Genomic DNA, 16,536 nt, shown 5'->3' on the forward strand with positions numbered 1-16,536 from the left:
GGACGCCGCCACCCCGGCCCTGACCCGCCGGACAGGCCAACGCGGCAAGGTGCCGTGCCGGACGCCGCCACCCCGGCCCTGATCGCCGGACACGCCCTAGCCCTGCAGCGACCGTCGGGCCGGGGCCACTCCGCCGGCGACCGCGCGCTGCCGTGGTGCCGCCGTCCCCGTCCAGCAGGTGCCGCGCCGCGACACGAGGCGGCGCAGCCACAGTTCCGTGGAGGCGAGGTCGGCCAGGCCGTCCAGGGGGAGGGGCTCCCCCTCGGAGGCCGCGCGCAGGGCCTTGCGTACGACGCGGGCCTCGACCAGACCCGCGTCGGCGAGCAGCGGGGCGTCGAACAGGGCGATCAGTTCGGGCAGCGAGGCGCGCAGGCCGGTACGGGTGACGGCGGTCGACGTGGCCTGGGACGGGGTGCCCCAGCCGGGCGGCAGATCGTGGATGCCCGCACCCGCCAGGACCCTGCGCAGGATCGCCGCGCGGGCGCCCGGCTGGACCCGGAGGGATTCGGGGAGCGCGCGGGCGGCGCGTACGACCTGGTTGTCCAGGAAGGGGGCGTGCAGCCGCTGGCTGCGGATCTCGGCGGCCTGTTCCAGGATCCGGTGGCCGGCCGCGTGCCGGGCCAGGGAGGCTCTGGCCCGGGCCTCGCCGGGTCGCTGGACGGAGGTGGGACGGATCGCCGCCTCCTGGAGACGGACCGATACTTCAGCCAGCGCCTCTCCGGTGAGCCACCGGGCGGCCGGTCCCGGACGGGACCAGGCCAGTGCGGCGAGCGAGGCGTCGGCGGGGGTGTCGAGGTCGGGGGTGAGGCGGTTGGCGTCGGGCAGGCGGCCGGCCGCCGCTTCGAGACCGGTGCGGTAGGACGTACGGGCCAGGCGCCGGGCCGCCCTGTAGACGGTCAGCGGCACGAACAGGGAGTGCGCGGACGGTCCTTCCGCCCTGGCGAGCGCGGCGACCGGGCGCACCAGATGGCGCCTCCTGCGGTCGATCAGCAGATCGGCGAGACGGGCCGGGTGGGCGTCGAGCACCTGCCGGGCACCGTCGCCGACGAAGTGGTCGGCGCTGCCCGCGGAGAGGCGGCGGCGGTGGCGTTCGACGAGGACGAGGGAGGGGGCCGGCTCGTCGGTGAGCGGGCCGTTCTCCAGGTCGGCGTAGGGCAGGGCCTCTTCGCCGGCGGCGACCACGACGTGGTGCAGCCTCGGGTTGGCGGCGATGACGCGGGCACGTTCGAGCTCGTCCTCGTGCGCGCGGGTCGTCAGGTCGTTGAAGGTGACGGCGAGCAGTCGCTCCCCCGCTCCCGTGCCGTGGCCCAGGATCGTGCCGGGCAGGCCGGGGAGCCCGGCGGCGAGCAGGGCGAGCGTCGCCGAGGCGCTGCCCCCGGAGAGGTCGGAGCCGATTCCGGGCACGGGTGCGCCCCTGGCGGCACGGCGTTCGGCTGGGCCCATGCCGGGGACGGGGCCGGGGTCGGGCGGCAGGGTCTCCGGGGCGTGGCGCGGGGCCAGGAGTCTGGCGCGTACCGCTTCGACGAGGGCGTCGCGTACCCCGTCGACGGCGCTCACCGGGTCGAGTTCGGGCGCGGCCACGGCGAGGGAGGCCACCGCCTCGTACCCCGTGATCTCCCGCGAGCCCTCGCGGAGGATCAGCGCGTGACCGGGCGGGATGCGCTTCACCCCCTCGTACGGGGTGCCGTCGCGCAGCGCCTCCGGGGTTTCGGGGCAGGCGAGCAGGGCGGCGAGGTGGCCGATGTCCAGCTGTGCCTCGATGAGGTCGGCGAGGGGGAGCGCGGCGGTGGCGTAGGCCGTGCCGCCGGCCCAGGGCGTGTAGAAGACCGGGCGGGCTCCGGCGAGGTCGCCGGCCACGGTGATCCGTCGGCCTATCTGGACGACGGCCGTGTAACTGCCGGTCCATGCGGTGAGGTGGCGCAGGGCCCCGCCGCGGGCGGCGAGCAGACCGACGCGCAGTTGTTCGTCGGTGGCACCGCAGCAGCCGAGGACGGCGAGCCGTGCGGTGGGGGCGCCCTCGGCGGTGTCCACCCGGACCGTTCGGATCTCGTCGGGCCGCCAGTCGCCCACTGCCCAGAGCGGATCCGGGTCCCCCCACAGGAGTTGGGAGCCCACGGGGTGCATCGTGCGCCCCTCGTCACTGCCGCCGACCGCTCCGGCCGTGCCGAAGCTCGCGGCGATACTGCTCCAACCCACCAACCAACGCATCGCCGCCTCCACAGGCTGTGGACAAATCGGCGCAGCAGGGCAGTATCGGGAGAACTCCGGTAACGCGCGGCGCCGTTGCGGACATGCTGCCACGACAACGGCGCGCAGGAGTGGCTACGGAGGGCGCACGTCGTGAGCGCATGCGCCCCTGGCAAAGGCCGGAGGGCGGCCGCCGGACCTGGCGTTCCGTGAACGGCCCGCGCGCGTCGGCCCCGACGGCAACGGAGTTACGGATTCCGCGCGTTGCCTTCCCCTCGCCCGCCCCGGACTCCGCGCGCCGCACTTCCCGCCCGTGTCACGGATCGCGCGCGTCGCCTTCCCCGTGCGCGCACCGGAGCAACGGCCCGGATCCGGCCACGGCCCACACCCCGCCGGGGCGGTTTCCGGGGTGTCCGCGAAACCGTCGGCCCAACCTCGTCCGACCGGCGATATCCAGCCATTCTCAGGAGGTGTGGGAACCGGTCCGTCAGCACGTCGTGGACATGTATGCACCAGTTCAGACTGGTTCGTTCCGAACCGCATCCAGACCTGCGAGCCTCCCGGTCCGAGCCCGGAAGGGCTCGGCAGTCGCTCCGGGGCCCGCCTCGACGGCCGGCGCCACACCGGCTCCACGCTCGGTCCGGGAGGCGCGGTCCGCCCCCCGGACCGGTCCGCCGCCTGCGGGGAATGAGGCGACGGTCTTCCCCCAGCCCGCTGTGTCCAGTGCAGCGGGCCGACCCACGCAGCACCCATGCAAGCGCTCCCGCAGGAACCGGGCCAGAGCGCACGGCCGGGCGCACGGCCACACGCCAGGAGCACGCGGAGAGACCCCTCACGGAGCTCCGGCGAGGGCCGCCGAGGCGGTACGGACAGGGCGCCGGACGCGCCCCGGCGCTCGGGTCCGGGCTGGTCGGGCGGAGGAGACCGGCCGGCGACGCGCACCTCTTCCCGCTCCCCGCCCGCCCCGTCCGGGACTCCCGGCCGCCCCGCCCGGGAGCGGTCCCGCCAATCTCCGTACAGGGTGCAGGCGGACCCCACACCCTCTCCCCCGAGCCCTCTCCTTTCCTCCGCCCTTCCTCCGCTATTCCTTCGCGTGGCGTCCGCCCCCCGTTCGCCCATGCCGCCCCTTCGGCCCCTCACGCCGTTCGGTTCCCCGTCGCCCCCCGCGTGTGGCCGGTACGGACAACAATCCCGCCATACGGACGTCTGGCCCTTAACGGTAGGGATGCGGCGAACTACGCTGGGTTTACTGATGTTCTCAGCAGGGCGGCATATTCCTCGGGGCTCGGCCAAATGCGTGTGCGGCCGGAGTGCCGGGGTCCGTCCCTGGGGAGAACCCGGTACGAATGCCGCGCGCCGCATCGGTGACGCGGCTGCCGTCTGTGTGTCGAGGGGTGGCGCATGTCCAGGGAGCAACGCGGACCGAACGAGAAGCTCGGAACCGTTCTCGCCCTCGCGGGAATCAGCAACGCCGGGCTCGCCCGGCGGGTCAACGACCTCGGGGCGCAGCGCGGACTGACACTTCGGTACGACAAGACCTCGGTGGCCCGGTGGGTCTCCAAGGGCATGGTGCCGCAGGGTGCCGCGCCCCATCTCATCGCCGCGGCGATCGGCGCCAAGCTCGGCCGGCCTGTCCCGCTGCACGAGATCGGGCTGGCCGACGCCGACCCGGCGCCGGAGGTCGGGCTGGCGTTCCCCCGCGATGTAGGTGAGGCGGTCCGTTCGGCGACCGAGCTGTACCGGCTGGATCTGGCCGGGCGACGAGCGGGCAGTGGCGGGATCTGGCAGTCGCTGGCGGGTTCGTTCTCGGTGAGTGCGTACGCGACCCCGGCGTCCCGCTGGCTGATATCCCCCGCCGACCCGTCGGTGGCACGCGCCTCGACGACGGCTGTGGCGGCGATCCTCGGTAAACACAGCACGCAGGGCGCACAGGGCGCAGCAGGGGCGCAAGGGGCATCGAGCGCGCGGGGTGTTCCCCTTCCGCCCGGCTCCCTCGGGCCGGAGGGCGGCTCGGGCTCCGGCCCGGCGCAGGACGCGTCGAAGCAGTCGACGGCAACGGCTCCCGGGCACCGCGCGGCCGCCGGGCCCGGCACCTCCCTCATGACCGGCCACGGCACGACGCCGGCTCCCGGGCACGGGCTGTCGATCCCCGTGCAGCCGGGCCCGGACTCCGCGCACTCCGCGCCCGACGTGTCGCCGCTGCGGGTCGGCCACAGCGATGTGTCCAAACTGCGGGAGGCCGCCCAGGACGCACGCCGCTGGGACTCCAAGTACGGCGGCGGGGACTGGCGTTCGTCCATGGTCCCGGAGTGTTTACGGGTCGACGCGGCACCGCTGCTGCTGGGTTCGTACAGCGACGAGGTCGGCCGGGCGCTCTTCGGCGCGGCGGCCGAACTGACCAGGCTCGCCGGGTGGATGGCCTTCGACACCGGTCAGCAGGAGGCTGCCCAGCGCTACTACATCCAGGCGCTGCGGCTGGCACGGGCCGCGGCCGACGTACCCCTCGGCGGCTATGTTCTCGCGTCCATGTCGCTTCAGGCGACCTATCGCGGCTTCGCCGACGAGGGCGTCGACCTCGCTCAGGCGGCGGTCGAGCGCAACCGCGGTCTCGCGACGGCACGCACCATGAGCTTCTTCCGCCTGGTCGAAGCCCGCGCCCATGCGAAGGCGAACGACGCACCGGCCGCCGGGGCCGCGCTGAAGGCGGCCGAGGGGTGGCTGGAGCGTTCCCGGGACGGCGACGCGGACCCGTCGTGGCTGGGCTTCTACTCGTACGACCGGTTCGCGGCCGACGCCGCGGAGTGCCACCTCGACCTGAAGGCGCCGCGACAGGTGCGGCGCTTCACCGAACAGGCGCTGTCCAGACCCACCGAGGAGTTCGTCCGCTCGCACGGTCTGCGGCTCGTCGTCTCGGCCGTCGCCGAGCTGGAGTCGGGAAACCTGGACGCGGCCTGCGCGGCGGGTACCCGGGCCGTCGAGGTGGCGGGCCGCATCTCGTCGGCCCGGACCACCGAGTACGTGCGCGACCTGCTGCACCGGCTGGAGCCCTACGGGGACGAGCCGCGCGTCGTCGAGCTGCGGGAGCGCGCCCGTCCGCTGCTGGTCGCCCCCGCGTAGCCGCGCCCGGCGCGGGCCCGCGTGCCGGGTCCGCGTCCCGGCCGGGCCCGCACGGGATGCGCCACGCTGTGCCCGCACTGGTTTGAGTGCGTTGTCAGTGGGTCAGTGCACTATCGGGTTGGGAGGTGGCGTGATGATGACGCACGCGGCGTACGACTGCGATGTGCTGGTGATCGGCGGCGGGATCGTCGGCCTGTCGGCCGCGTATGCGATCACACGGACCGCACCGGGCACGCGGGTGATGGTGCTGGAGAAGGAGTGGGGCCCGGCGCGCCACCAGACCGGGCGCAACAGCGGAGTGATCCACAGCGGCATCTACTACACCCCGGGCTCGCTGAAGGCGCGGTACGCGGTGCGCGGCGCGGCCGAGATGGTCGACTTCTGCCGGGAGCACGGCATCGCGCACGCCGTGACCGGCAAGCTGATCGTCGCGACCGGCCGCTCCGAGCTCCCCCGGCTGCACTCGCTGGTACAGCGCGGCCGGGAGCACGGGCTGCCGGTGCGCGAGCTGGGGCCCGCGCAGATCGCCGAGTACGAACCGCGGGTGCGGGGCCTCGCCGCGATCCGGGTGGGCACGACGGGTGTGTGCGACTTCGGCGCGGTCGCCGAGCGGTTCGCCACCGAGGTGCGGGGCGGCGGCGGCCTGATCAGGTTCGGCGCCGAGGTCACCGAGATCGACCGGCGGCCGTGGGGCGTCGCGGTGCGGACGGCGGACGGCCTGGTGGTGCGGGCCCGGGTGCTGGTCAACTGCGCGGGGCTGCACTGCGACCACGTGGCGCGGCTGGCGGGCGACGACCCGGGGATGCGCATCGTGCCGTTCCGGGGGGAGTACTACGAGCTGGCCCGGCCCGAGCTGGTGCGTGGCCTGGTCTATCCGGTGCCGGACCCGGCGTTCCCGTTCCTCGGCGTCCATCTGACCCGGGGCCACGACGGCAGCGTCCACGTCGGGCCGAACGCGGTACCGGCCCTGGCCCGCGAGGGATACGGCTGGCCTGTCGTACGCCCCCGTGAGCTGCTGGACACGATGAGCTGGCCGGGCTCCTGGCGGATGGCCCGCCGGCACTGGAGATACGGGGCGGGCGAGGTGCACCGCTCGCTGTCGAAGCACGCGTTCACGGCGGCCGTGCGGCGCCTCCTGCCCGACGTGACGGAGGCCGACCTGCGCCCCGCCCCGGCCGGGGTCAGGGCCCAGGCCGTGCTGCGGGACGGCACACTCGTGGACGACTTCCTGATCCGCGAGGCCCCGCACACCGTGCACGTGCTGAACGCCCCGTCGCCCGCCGCCACGGCCGCGCTGCCCATCGGGCGGGAGGTGGCACGCCGGGCGCTGCTCCGGGCACAGGGGACGGGGTGGAAGCCGCCCGCCGTAGAATCAGGTCATTGTGTCTGAGCCCATGAACCCCTCCCCCGCGACGCCCGGCGACGCCGAGCCCGGAGCCGCGCCCGGAGCCGGCCTGACGGCCGGCGCACCCGCGACCGCCGGAATCCCGGACGAGCTGCGTGCCGCGGCTCTGGACCGTGCGCGCAGGCTGCGCCAGGAGCCCCGCTTCCCCGGCGGTCCCGCCGCCGATCCGGCCGGCTCGCACCACGAACGCCGGATCCGCAGTTTCCAGCCGCGCCGCAGCCGGGTCTCGCCCGGCCAGCAGGACGCCCTGGAGCGGCTCTGGCCGAAGTGGGGCCTGGACATCGACGGGCTGCGCGTCCTCGATCTGCCCGAGCTGTTCGACGGACTGCCCGTGGTCCTGGAAATCGGCTTCGGCATGGGAGAGGCCACCGCGCAGATGGCCGCCGACGACCCGGGCACCGGCATCCTCGCTGTCGACGTGCACACCCCGGGCCAGGGCAATCTGCTGCGTCTCGCGGACCGGAACGGCATGTCCAACATCCGGGTCGCCAACGGTGACGCGATCATCCTGCTGCGCGAGATGCTGAAGCCTGACGCGCTGGACGGGCTGCGGGTGTACTTCCCCGACCCATGGCCCAAGTCGCGCCACCACAAGCGCCGGCTGATCCAGCCGGAGTTCCTCGACCTGGTGGCACAGCGGCTGAAGCCCGGAGCGGTCCTGCACTGCGCGACCGACTGGGAGCCGTACGCCGAGCAGATGCTGGAGGTGCTGACCGCGCACCCCCGCTTCGAGAACACGGCGGCGGACGGTGGCTACGCGCCACGGCCCGCGTTCCGGCCGCTGACCCGGTTCGAGGGACAGGGCCTGGACAAGGGCCACGTGGTGCACGACCTTCTCTTCGCCCGCCACTGAAGGGCCCCTGAACGGCCCGCGAACCGCCTCCGGGCGGCCTTTGGACGGCCTCCGGGCGACCTCCGAACGGGACTTCCGTCGATCCGGGTGCGGTCCACGCGGTCCATGCCGTCCACGCGGTCCATGCCGCGCGGTCCACGCGCCATGGCCGTTGTCAGTCCCGCTGGTTAGGGTCGTGGGGTGTCCGACGGGTCTGTTCAGCAGCAGCGGCATTCGCAGCCGGCCGTACCGGTGCTCGAGGAGCAGCTGGTCGGCGAGGTTCTGGCTGCCGTGCCGGACCGGGGCCAGTGGCGGTACCGTCCGCGCCGCGTCGGGATGCTGTGGCGGAGCAGAACGCTCCGCGTCATCGCCGTCTTCACCGTGCTGGCGCTCTGCGGTCTGGTGATCCTGGCCCTGGTCCGCGACCAGACGGGGACGCAGGGCTTCCTCGTCGGGCTGGGGCTGGCCGTGCTGCCCGTCCCGGTCCTGATGACGGCGTTCCGCTGGCTGGACCGGGTCGAACCCGGACCGTGGCGCAACATGCTGTTCGCCTTCGCCTGGGGCGCCTGCGCGGCCGCCCTGGTCGCGATCCTCGCCAATTCCTTCGCGACGCGGTGGATCGCCACCGCCACGGCAGACCCCGGCAGCGCGGACACGCTGGGCGCCACGGTCATAGCGCCCGTCGTGGAGGAGAGCGCCAAGGCGGCGGCCGTACTGCTGCTCTTCCTGTTCCGGCGGCGGGACTTCGGCGGAATCGTGGACGGCGTGGTCGTCGCCGGTTTCACCGCGACGGGGTTCGCCTTCACGGAGAACATCCTCTATCTCGGCAACGCCTTCGGCGAGGACCAGCAGATGGGTTCGGGCTTCGCCTCGGTGACCGTGGCGACGTTCTTCGTACGTGCGGTGATGTCGCCGTTCGCCCATCCGCTCTTCACCGTGCTGACCGGTATCGGTTTCGGCATCGCCGCGAGCAGTGCGCGCCATCAGCGGGTCCGGCGCATCGCGCTTCCGCTGCTGGGCCTGCTCCTCGCGATGGGCATGCACGCCCTGTGGAACGGGTCGTCCACGTTCGGCCCGTACGGCTTCTACGCCGTGTACGGGGCCTTCATGGTCCCGGCCTTCGGGCTGGTGACCTGGCTGGCGGTCTGGGCCCGACGGCGCGAGCTGCACGCCCTCGGCGTCGAGCTGCCGGCGTACGCCGTGGCCGGCTGGCTGTCCGCCGCCGAGCCTCTCGCCCTCTCCTCGATGAGGGCCCGCGGCATGGCCAGGGACATCGCACGCCAACGCGCCGCGGCAGCGACAGCGACAGCGAGCGACCCGTACGGGAGGCCCCAAGGCCACGCGTACCACCCGGCGTACACTCCCGCGCACGCCCACCACCCCGCCCATGCCCATGCCCACCCCCGCATATCCGCCGCGGCGCGGAAGGAAGTGAAGGCGCGGGGCAGGGCGGCGGCCCGTACGGTCGCCGAGTACGAGTCGTTCGCGACCTCACTGGCCTTTCTTCGCCGGCAGGCCCGCCGTGGCACGGCGGGCCCGGACTTCGCCGAACGCGAGCGGGAGTTGCTGCACCACTTGTGGCAGCGCAGGGAGACCGCCGGCCCCGCGCTGGCGTACGCGGCGCAGGCCGCGGTCCGGCTGCGCCCCCGTCCCGTGCCCGCCGTGCACCGGCCGTACCCGTACGCCGCATACCCGTACGCGGCACACCCGTACGGCGGGCAGCCCTACAGCGCACCGCCGTACACGAACCCCCCGTACGACCAGCCCCGCCCCGCGCACGCGAACCCGCCGTACAACCAGCCCCGCCCCCCGCACGCGAACCCGCCGTACAACCAGCATGGTCCCCCCTGTACGAATCCACCGGAGTACGGGCAACGGGGTTAGGCGGAAGCCTCGGTGAGGTCCGTCAGCTCCTGCTGCGTCAGCCGCAGGCCGGCGACGGCCACCAGCGCCGGAAGCTGCTCGACCGTACGGGCCGAGGCGATCGGTGCGGCGACGGTCGGCCGGGCAGCCAGCCACGCCAGCGCCACGGTCGCGATCTCCGCGTCCCGCTCCTGCGCCACCTTGTCGAGTGCGGCGAGCACCTTCCGGCCGCGCTCCGACTCCAGGTGCGTGCCGGCGCTCCCGGCCCTGGCACTCTCGACGGCCGTGCCCGGACGGTACTTGCCGGTGAGGAACCCGGAGGCGAGGGCGTAGTACGGGACGGCCGCGAGGCCGGCTTCGGCGGCGGTGTCCTGGAGTTCGCCCTCGTACGTGTCCCTGGAGACGAGGTTGTAGTGCGGCTGCAGGGCCACGTAGCGGGCGAGCCCTTCGCGCTCCGAGAAGTCCAGCGAGGCCCGCAGCCGCTGCGGGCTGATGTTGGACGCGGCGATCTCGCGGACCTTGCCGTCCTTCACCAACTGGTCAAGGGCGGTGATGATCTCCTCGACCGGGACCGCCTCGTCGTCGAAGTGCGTGTAGTAGAGGTCGATGTGGTCGGTGCCGAGCCGGCGCAGCGACTCCTCGGCGGCGGCCTTGATGGTGGTGGCGGAGAGCCCCTTGTACGCGGGGTGGGCGCCGACCTTGGTGGCCACGACGATGTCGGAGCGGTTGCCGCGCGCGGCGAGCCACTTGCCGATGAGCGTCTCGGACTCGCCGCCCTCGTTGCCGGGGACCCAGGCCGAGTAGCCGTCGGCGGTGTCGACGAAGTTGCCGCCGGCCGCCGCGTACGCGTCGAGGACGGCGAAGGACTGCGCCTCGTCGGCGGTCCAGCCGAAGACGTTGCCACCGAGGGCGAGGGGGAAGACCTGAAGGCCCGACGAGCCGAGCGTGCGGAGAGAAGTCATGGGGGGACAACCGCTGCCACCCGCTCCGCTATTCCGTGGCCCGCACATCTGAACGGACCAGCCCGGCGGCCGGGGACAGACCGGCAGCCCTGACGTCGGGGGGTGAGCGTCAGGGCTGCCGGGGTTTCATCGGCCGGAGAACCGGCGCGGGGTGGGCGGTCTCAGACCGTCAGGCCCCGGGCGCTCAGCCAGGCCATCGGGTCGATGCCGGTGCCGTCCGCGGTGTGGACCTCCAGGTGGAGGTGCGGGCCGGTCACGTTGCCGGTCGCGCCGACGCGTCCGATGGTGTCGCCGGTGGTGACCTTCTGGCCGATGCTGACATCCATCGAGGACTGGTGGCAGAACCACAGCTCCGTGCCGTCCTCCAGCTCCAGGACCGTGCGGTAGCCGTAGGAACCGGAGTAGCCGGCCGACTTGACCGTGCCGCTGTGGATCGCCTTGATCGGCGTGCCGGTGGGCGCCGCGAAGTCGAGGCCCGTGTGGTAGCCGGAGGACCACATCGATCCGGCCTCGCCGAAGGTCGAGGTGATCGTGTACGAGGAGGTGGGGATGGCGTAGCTGGCGGCGAGCTTGGCGAGCCGCAGGGCCTCCGCCTTCTTCGCCGCCTCCTCCGCCGCCTTCTTCTTCTCGGCGGCGATCTTGGCCTCGGCGGCGTCCTGCTTCTTCTTCGCCTCCGTGGCGGCCTTCTCCGCGGCGGCCTTCTCCGCTGCCGCCTTGACCTCGGCGTCGGCGGCGTCCTGCTGCTGCTCGGCCTGCTGGAGGATGCGGGCGCGGAGTGCCTCACCCGCGTCGGTGGTGCCCTGCTCGGCCTCGGCGGTGGTGATGCCGGCGGTCGTCAGCGGGGCGGAAGCGGTCTCGGTCTTCTCGGCACTGTCCTCGGACTTGCCCGAGAACAGTGCGCCGACGCCCGGGAGGGACTTGGCGTCGGGGAGGTTGTCCGCGATGGAATCGGGAAGAGAGATGGAGACCGGCGGCTTGCTCTGGGCGGTGGCCATGCCACCCGCACCGACGGCCGCGATGACGCCGACGCCGAGGACGGTGGAGCTGCGGGCCAGACCATTGCGCTGCTTGGCGACGCGGTGCTTGCCGCGGACGGGGCGGACGGACTCCTCGGTGGGATTCCATTCCTCCCAGGCCCGGTCGGGCCCGGCCTCGTCGGCGCGGAAGTCGTTGCCGAAGTCACTGCCCCGATCGGTCCCGTAATCGGTCGCGTAGTCGACCCCGTACTCCGTACCGAAAGCGGTGGCGGGCCGGGTCGCGAAGTCATCGCCGTACTCGGACCCGAACCGGGAGGGAGCTTCGGGGGCAGGCTTGTTGGACGCCACGGGGGCGCACTCCTTTCCTTCCTTCTCGCCTACCGGGTTAGCTGACGGGTTCGGAGCAGGAAGGTCTCCTACGGGTTCCTCCGTCTCGTAACAAGACAGAGATGCCCGATTCACCCCATGTAGGTGGTTCCCCGGTTCCCTTGCGGAATTCGGCGCTCGCGCACGGTGCCGCCACTGACGGCGGCTGGGACAACCGCGCTGCGTTATCGAACGTTAATAGACACCGGGGTCCGATTCCAAGCCGTTCCCACTGATCGTTCACGTCCTTGGCCTGGACTTTACGGGACACAACCGGGTGGAATCGGGCGAGTTGATCACCCTTCACCCGCCATCCACTTTCTGATGTTGCGTCAAATGTTATGCGGAGGGGTGCCCTTCGGTTACGGACGGTGGCATTGCGGCCCACCGCTCCCGCCCACCCGGCGCGGGCTCAGCCGCCACCGTCTCCCAGGCCGACGATCTTCACGGTCCTGCGCCGGTCCGACTGGCCCTCCGCGGGCCGCCCGACCGCGAGGAGCGCCATGTCGTCCGTCGACTCGCCGCCCGTGTGCAGCCGCACGTCATCGGTCAGCGCGGAGAGAAGCTCCTCCGGCCCCGGGAAGATCCGTCCTCGCAGCCGCTCGGCGGGGTCATAGAAGACCCCTCCGGCATTACGGGCCTCGGAGAGGCCGTCCGTATAGAGGAGGAGTGTCGCCCCGGCAGGCAGGTCCCACTCGTCGGCCCGGTCCGGCCACGCCCCCAGGTCCATCCCCAGCGGCAGCGCGGGCAACGACGGACCGAGCACCTCCAGCGCCCCGTCCGTGTGCAGCAGCAGCGGCTCGGGGTGTCCGCGGTTGACGATCCGCGCCCGGGCCGCACCCGGCGGGATCTCCACGAGCACCGCGGTGATGAAGCCCTCCACCGCGTCGAGGCCGCCGCGCCGGCTCGACTCCCGCGCCAGCGCACGCTCCAGCCGCTGCGCCACGCCCTCCAGGGTCTCCTCCCCCTCGGCCGCCTCCCGGAAGGCTCCGATGACCACCGCCACCGTCTCCACGGCTTCCAGCCCCTTGCCACGCACGTCCCCGACCACCAGCCGCACGCCCTGAGGGGTGTCCGTCACCGAGTACAGGTCGCCGCCGACGAACTCGTCCGCCTGCGCCGCCTCGTACCGCGCGGCCACATGCAGCCCGCCGATCCGCTCGGCCGGTGTCGGCAGCACAGCGCGCATCGCGGTCTCCGCGATGACGCGGGCCGAAGCCAGTTGCTCGTTGCTGCGCCGCACGACCCCGTTGATCACCACAGCGAGGACGGAGACGGTGAGGACGGTGAGCAGTTCGATGGAGGGTACGACCTCGAACAGGGTGCCGCTGTAGGCCCGCAAACCGACGACCGCCAGCAGCGCGGCAGCCCCGGCACAGACGGTGCCGGCCAGCGAGAAGAACGGCGCGGCGATCAGCGGAGCCGCCGCGTACAAGGGGATGGCGGTGAACTCGGGCCGGGTCACGGCGTCGAACAGCACGCCCCCGACGATCATCAGCGCGGGCAGCGCCCGGACGAACCGGCGGGCCCGCACGTCACCGACAGGCCTCTTCCGCCGCTTCTCCCGCTTCCCCACCTGCTGGTCTCCTGCCCGGTCCATCCACGGCCGCGGACGGTACCGCGCACCACCCCCAGGTTTCCCGGAGCAGGGTCGCGGGGCGACTCCTCATCGGCCAATGGGGGTACGCGTACACACTGTGCGGCTCGCACCGAGCGACCCGGCGGGCCGACGGCGAACAAACGAATCAGGCCCGGCACGCTGTATGCATGCCGGGCCTGATTCTTCAGTAGCGGGGACAGGATTTGAACCTGCGACCTCTGGGTTATGAGCCCAGCGAGCTACCGAGCTGCTCCACCCCGCGTCGGTAAACACAACTCTACGGCATGTTCGAGGCACTCATGACCACCCGGCGCGAACGCCTCCGCGGGCGCCGCCCGGGGCCGGCCCACCGGCCGCATGGGCGGCCGCACGCCCGCCCATGACGGCCCCGCGTCCGCGGGCGACACCCCTCCCCCAACCGCCGGACAGGGAACGCAAACCGATGTCGCGGCATCCGAACACAGCGGCTCTGCCGCCCCTTTGAGGCCCCAGGACATTTCCACCTCCTCGGACCATCTCCGGATGATCCATGGATGATCTTCATCGGATCGTCAAAGTGTTGAAAACGAGAAGGTGTTGCAAGGAACACGTGTTCTGTCGCAAGGTAACTGCTGCATCCCCCGGACCGGTGGGCTGCCCGTGAGAGCAGACCCCGGAGCGCAGTCGCCCCGCCGGTCGCTCCCGGTCTCTCATCGCAGCCTGTCTGGAGGGCCCTCGACGATGACCGCACCGCTCACCCCCGCCCCCGCCCCTGCCCCTGCCGCCTCTCCCTCCCCCGTACGCGCCGCCGTGATCAGCGGCGCCATCGGCGGCCTGATGGGTGCGGTGATGAGCGCGGCGGTGAACTATGCCGCCATCGGCCTTCCGGACAGCGAATCGGTCAACGCGCTCAACCACGCGATCTCGGGCCTGATCAGTGGGTTCATCGCCGGATTCATAGGAATCCTGGTGCACAGCCGGAAGGCCTCGGCGGCCGCACGCGCGGCGGAGGCGGCTCCCGCGTCCGCGGTCCCGCAGCCGGCCGAGCCCGCGGAGCACTCCGCCGACGCAGCCTCCGTCGCCACCTCCGTACCGGAGAAGTAGCCGCCGCATTCCAGGCCGCACCGCGTCGCACCGCGCCCGCCCGTCCCCCTTCCCCCTCCTGGCGGAACAAAGGAACTCCAACGGGCGAAGGCATAAATGCGGTGGTATGACTGATTTTGGATTCAGCCATTCGACGCGGCGCCTGGAGTGGACGATGGACGACTACCCCCTGCTCAACCTGTTCTGGACCATGCTCTGGTTCTTCCTCTGGATCATGTGGCTGTTCCTTCTGTTCCGGGTCATCATGGACGTTTTCCGCAGCCACGACCTCGGCGGATGGGCCAAGGCGGGCTGGCTGATCCTGGCTCTGGTGCTGCCGTATCTGGGCGTGCTGATCTACGTGATCGCTCGCGGCAAGTCCATGGGCGAACGAGACGCGAGGGACGCGAAGGAACGTGATGCGGCCTTCAAGGCGTACGTGAGAGATGCCGCGGGCACGTCCGACGCGAACGGCGCGCCGAAGAGCAGCCACGTCGAGGACCTGTCGAAGCTCGCGGACCTCAAGGACAAGGGCGCGATCTCTGAAGAGGAGTACCAGCGGGCGAAGACGAAGCTCCTCGTCTGACCACCCGGACACACGGCGTCGGTGCCGGCCGCCCCTTCGCGGCCGGCACCGACACCGTCGTACGTACCCGGCGAACGCCGGGAAGCCGACGGGCAGCCAGGCCCCGCGTGGCACGGCCCGTCAGGTGCGGCGTACGGCCGACTCCCACTCCTCACGGGCGGGGCCGTCGAACCCGGGGGTGAAGTCCGGGTGCTCCGCCAGCCAGCGCGCCACGCGGGCCCGCACCTCCTCGGTGCCGTAGGCCTCATCGGCGGGCTGGACGAGATGGCGGATGCGGGCACGTGCCCGCATCACGACCGGGTCGTCCCAGGAACAGGCGGACACGGCCGCCGTGCCACGAGCCGCCTCCGTGGGCGGCTCGGGCGAACGCCGCGCGGGACGGGCGAGCCGGGCCTCGTTGGCGCGGTCCATGGCGACCTGGACGTCGAACCAGGGGCGCAGGGTCCGCCCGGCCCAGCGGTGATGACCGGCGGCGAACGCCGCGGGGTCGTCGGCGGCCCGTGCCACGTGACCGGCCACCCACTGCGCCGCCCACAGGGCCAGCGCCACGCCCTGCCCCATCGTGGGGTTGGTGTGCGTGACCGCGTCGCCGACCCCGACCAGGCCGGTGACGATGGGCCCGGCCGCGTCGGACAGGGCGGTCCAGCGGTTGTCGAGGCCGCCCATCGCGAGCACCCCGGAGACCGCTTCGGGCCGCAGGTCCAGCCACGCGGCCACGGCGGGAAAGGTCCGGGCCACCCTCTCGAAGACCTCGGGGTCCAGGAGCGCGCCACGCGTGGGGTCGGCGGTGGACACGGTCAGGAAGACCGCGAAGGTGCCGTTGTCCGACGGGAACACCCCGCCCACCGCGAAGGCTGCCACGGATCCAGCCTTCACCCGCCCCGGATCCTTCGGCCCCTCGGGGCGCAGCCGGTACCAGCGGCAGAAGTACGCGATCCCGGTGCGGTGGGTCTCCACCACGGCGTCCCGGCAGCCCGCCTCCGCCAGCCAGCCCGGCACCGGGGAACGGCGTCCGCCGGCGTCCAGCACCAGATCTGCGTCGTACCGCCCGGACCCCGACCGCACCGCCGTCACCCGGGGTACTCCGGGGCGGCGGTCGACGACGAGCCCCTCGGCGGGCTCCCCGAGCCGGACGTCGACGGTCGGTTCGCGGTGAACGGCATCGTGGAGCGCGGCCTCCAGCACGATGCGCCGCGTCTGGACCGTGACCAGGTCGTCGTCCCCCGGACGCACGGGCGGGCGCTCGGCGAACCACTCCAGCTCGTTGCGTTCGCCCGCCCCCATCCGGAGCATCGCGTCGTACACGTCGGGGGCCTCCTGGCGCAGCACCGTACGGACCGGTGCCAGGAGCCCGTGGGGCTGGGCGGCCTGCGGCACCCCCGGGCGCCGCCAGTCGAAGAAGTCCGCGTCGAGGTCGCGCCCCGGCCGGTGTCCGTCCCGCTCCAGCACCGTGACCGCATGCCCCCGCCGGCCCAGGAACAGTGCGGCGGCCAGACCGCCGATCCCGCCACCGACTACCGCGACCTGTGTCAATACAGCTCCCTGTGCACCGTGCTGGCCATTCACGGTAGCCGAGGGC

The 16,536-nt window shown here is 72.8% G+C and carries 11 protein-coding genes, 1 tRNA gene and 1 riboswitch; of the genes, 6 read left to right on the forward strand and 6 right to left on the reverse strand.

Translation table 11 applies throughout. The features are described from left to right. Positions 1–96: 96 nt before the first annotated feature. The gene (locus ACIBJG_RS02970; protein ID WP_399303318.1) at positions 97–2,208 is read right to left on the reverse strand and encodes an asparagine synthase-related protein; all 2,112 of its coding nucleotides are present in this window, start codon (positions 2,206–2,208) and stop codon (positions 97–99) included. A gap of 1,380 nt (positions 2,209–3,588) precedes the next feature. On the opposite strand from ACIBJG_RS02970, the gene ACIBJG_RS02975 reads away from it, so the two are divergent. From ACIBJG_RS02975 to ACIBJG_RS02990, 4 genes are all read left to right on the forward strand, one after another. Next, positions 3,589–5,304, forward strand: coding sequence for a sporulation protein (locus ACIBJG_RS02975; RefSeq protein WP_399303320.1), 1,716 nt, complete (start codon positions 3,589–3,591; stop codon positions 5,302–5,304). A gap of 133 nt (positions 5,305–5,437) precedes the next feature. Continuing rightward, positions 5,438–6,694, forward strand: a complete 1,257-nt coding sequence (lhgO, locus tag ACIBJG_RS02980) for an L-2-hydroxyglutarate oxidase (protein ID WP_399303322.1) — start codon at positions 5,438–5,440, stop codon at positions 6,692–6,694. Between the two features lie 4 nt (positions 6,695–6,698). Continuing rightward, on the forward strand, positions 6,699–7,562 hold the full coding sequence (trmB, locus tag ACIBJG_RS02985; protein WP_399303847.1) for a tRNA (guanosine(46)-N7)-methyltransferase TrmB: 864 nt from the start codon (positions 6,699–6,701) through the stop codon (positions 7,560–7,562). A 180-nt stretch (positions 7,563–7,742) separates the two neighbouring features. After that, entirely contained in the window at positions 7,743–9,425 is a 1,683-nt protein-coding gene (locus ACIBJG_RS02990) for a PrsW family glutamic-type intramembrane protease (protein WP_399303324.1), read from the forward strand. Here ACIBJG_RS02990 and ACIBJG_RS02995 read toward each other — a convergent pair. The 4 genes from ACIBJG_RS02995 to ACIBJG_RS03010 form a co-directional block, all read right to left on the reverse strand. Next, positions 9,422–10,366, reverse strand: a complete 945-nt coding sequence (locus ACIBJG_RS02995; RefSeq protein WP_399303326.1) for an aldo/keto reductase — start codon at positions 10,364–10,366, stop codon at positions 9,422–9,424. The two genes, ACIBJG_RS02990 and ACIBJG_RS02995, sit on opposite strands and share 4 nt — an antisense overlap. A gap of 161 nt (positions 10,367–10,527) precedes the next feature. Further along, complete coding sequence (locus ACIBJG_RS03000) at positions 10,528–11,691, reverse strand: M23 family metallopeptidase (RefSeq protein WP_399303328.1); 1,164 nt, start codon at positions 11,689–11,691, stop codon at positions 10,528–10,530. 11 nt (positions 11,692–11,702) lie between these two features. Next, positions 11,703–11,856: riboswitch (cyclic di-AMP (ydaO/yuaA leader) on the reverse strand. Positions 11,857–12,121: 265 nt separating this feature from the next. Beyond that, the gene (locus ACIBJG_RS03005) at positions 12,122–13,309 is read right to left on the reverse strand and encodes a PP2C family protein-serine/threonine phosphatase (RefSeq protein WP_399303330.1); all 1,188 of its coding nucleotides are present in this window, start codon (positions 13,307–13,309) and stop codon (positions 12,122–12,124) included. A 188-nt stretch (positions 13,310–13,497) separates the two neighbouring features. Further along, positions 13,498–13,571, reverse strand: a tRNA-Met gene (locus tag ACIBJG_RS03010). Between the two features lie 458 nt (positions 13,572–14,029). Here ACIBJG_RS03010 and ACIBJG_RS03015 point away from each other — a divergent pair. Both ACIBJG_RS03015 and ACIBJG_RS03020 read left to right on the forward strand, forming a co-directional pair. Next, positions 14,030–14,392 carry a hypothetical protein gene (locus ACIBJG_RS03015; protein WP_399303331.1) on the forward strand — a complete coding sequence of 121 codons (363 nt, stop codon included), beginning with the start codon at positions 14,030–14,032 and terminating at the stop codon, positions 14,390–14,392. 154 nt (positions 14,393–14,546) lie between these two features. Further along, entirely contained in the window at positions 14,547–14,957 is a 411-nt protein-coding gene (locus ACIBJG_RS03020) for an SHOCT domain-containing protein (protein ID WP_399303849.1), read from the forward strand. 120 nt (positions 14,958–15,077) lie between these two features. Here ACIBJG_RS03020 and ACIBJG_RS03025 read toward each other — a convergent pair whose 3' ends face one another. Continuing rightward, positions 15,078–16,490 carry an NAD(P)/FAD-dependent oxidoreductase gene (locus tag ACIBJG_RS03025; RefSeq protein ID WP_399303333.1) on the reverse strand — a complete coding sequence of 471 codons (1,413 nt, stop codon included), beginning with the start codon at positions 16,488–16,490 and terminating at the stop codon, positions 15,078–15,080. Positions 16,491–16,536: the final 46 nt, after the last annotated feature.

Origin of the sequence: Streptomyces sp. NPDC050422 (genome assembly GCF_044458665.1) — a bacterium.
In the GTDB taxonomy this organism is placed as follows: Bacteria; Actinomycetota; Actinomycetes; order Streptomycetales; family Streptomycetaceae; genus Streptomyces.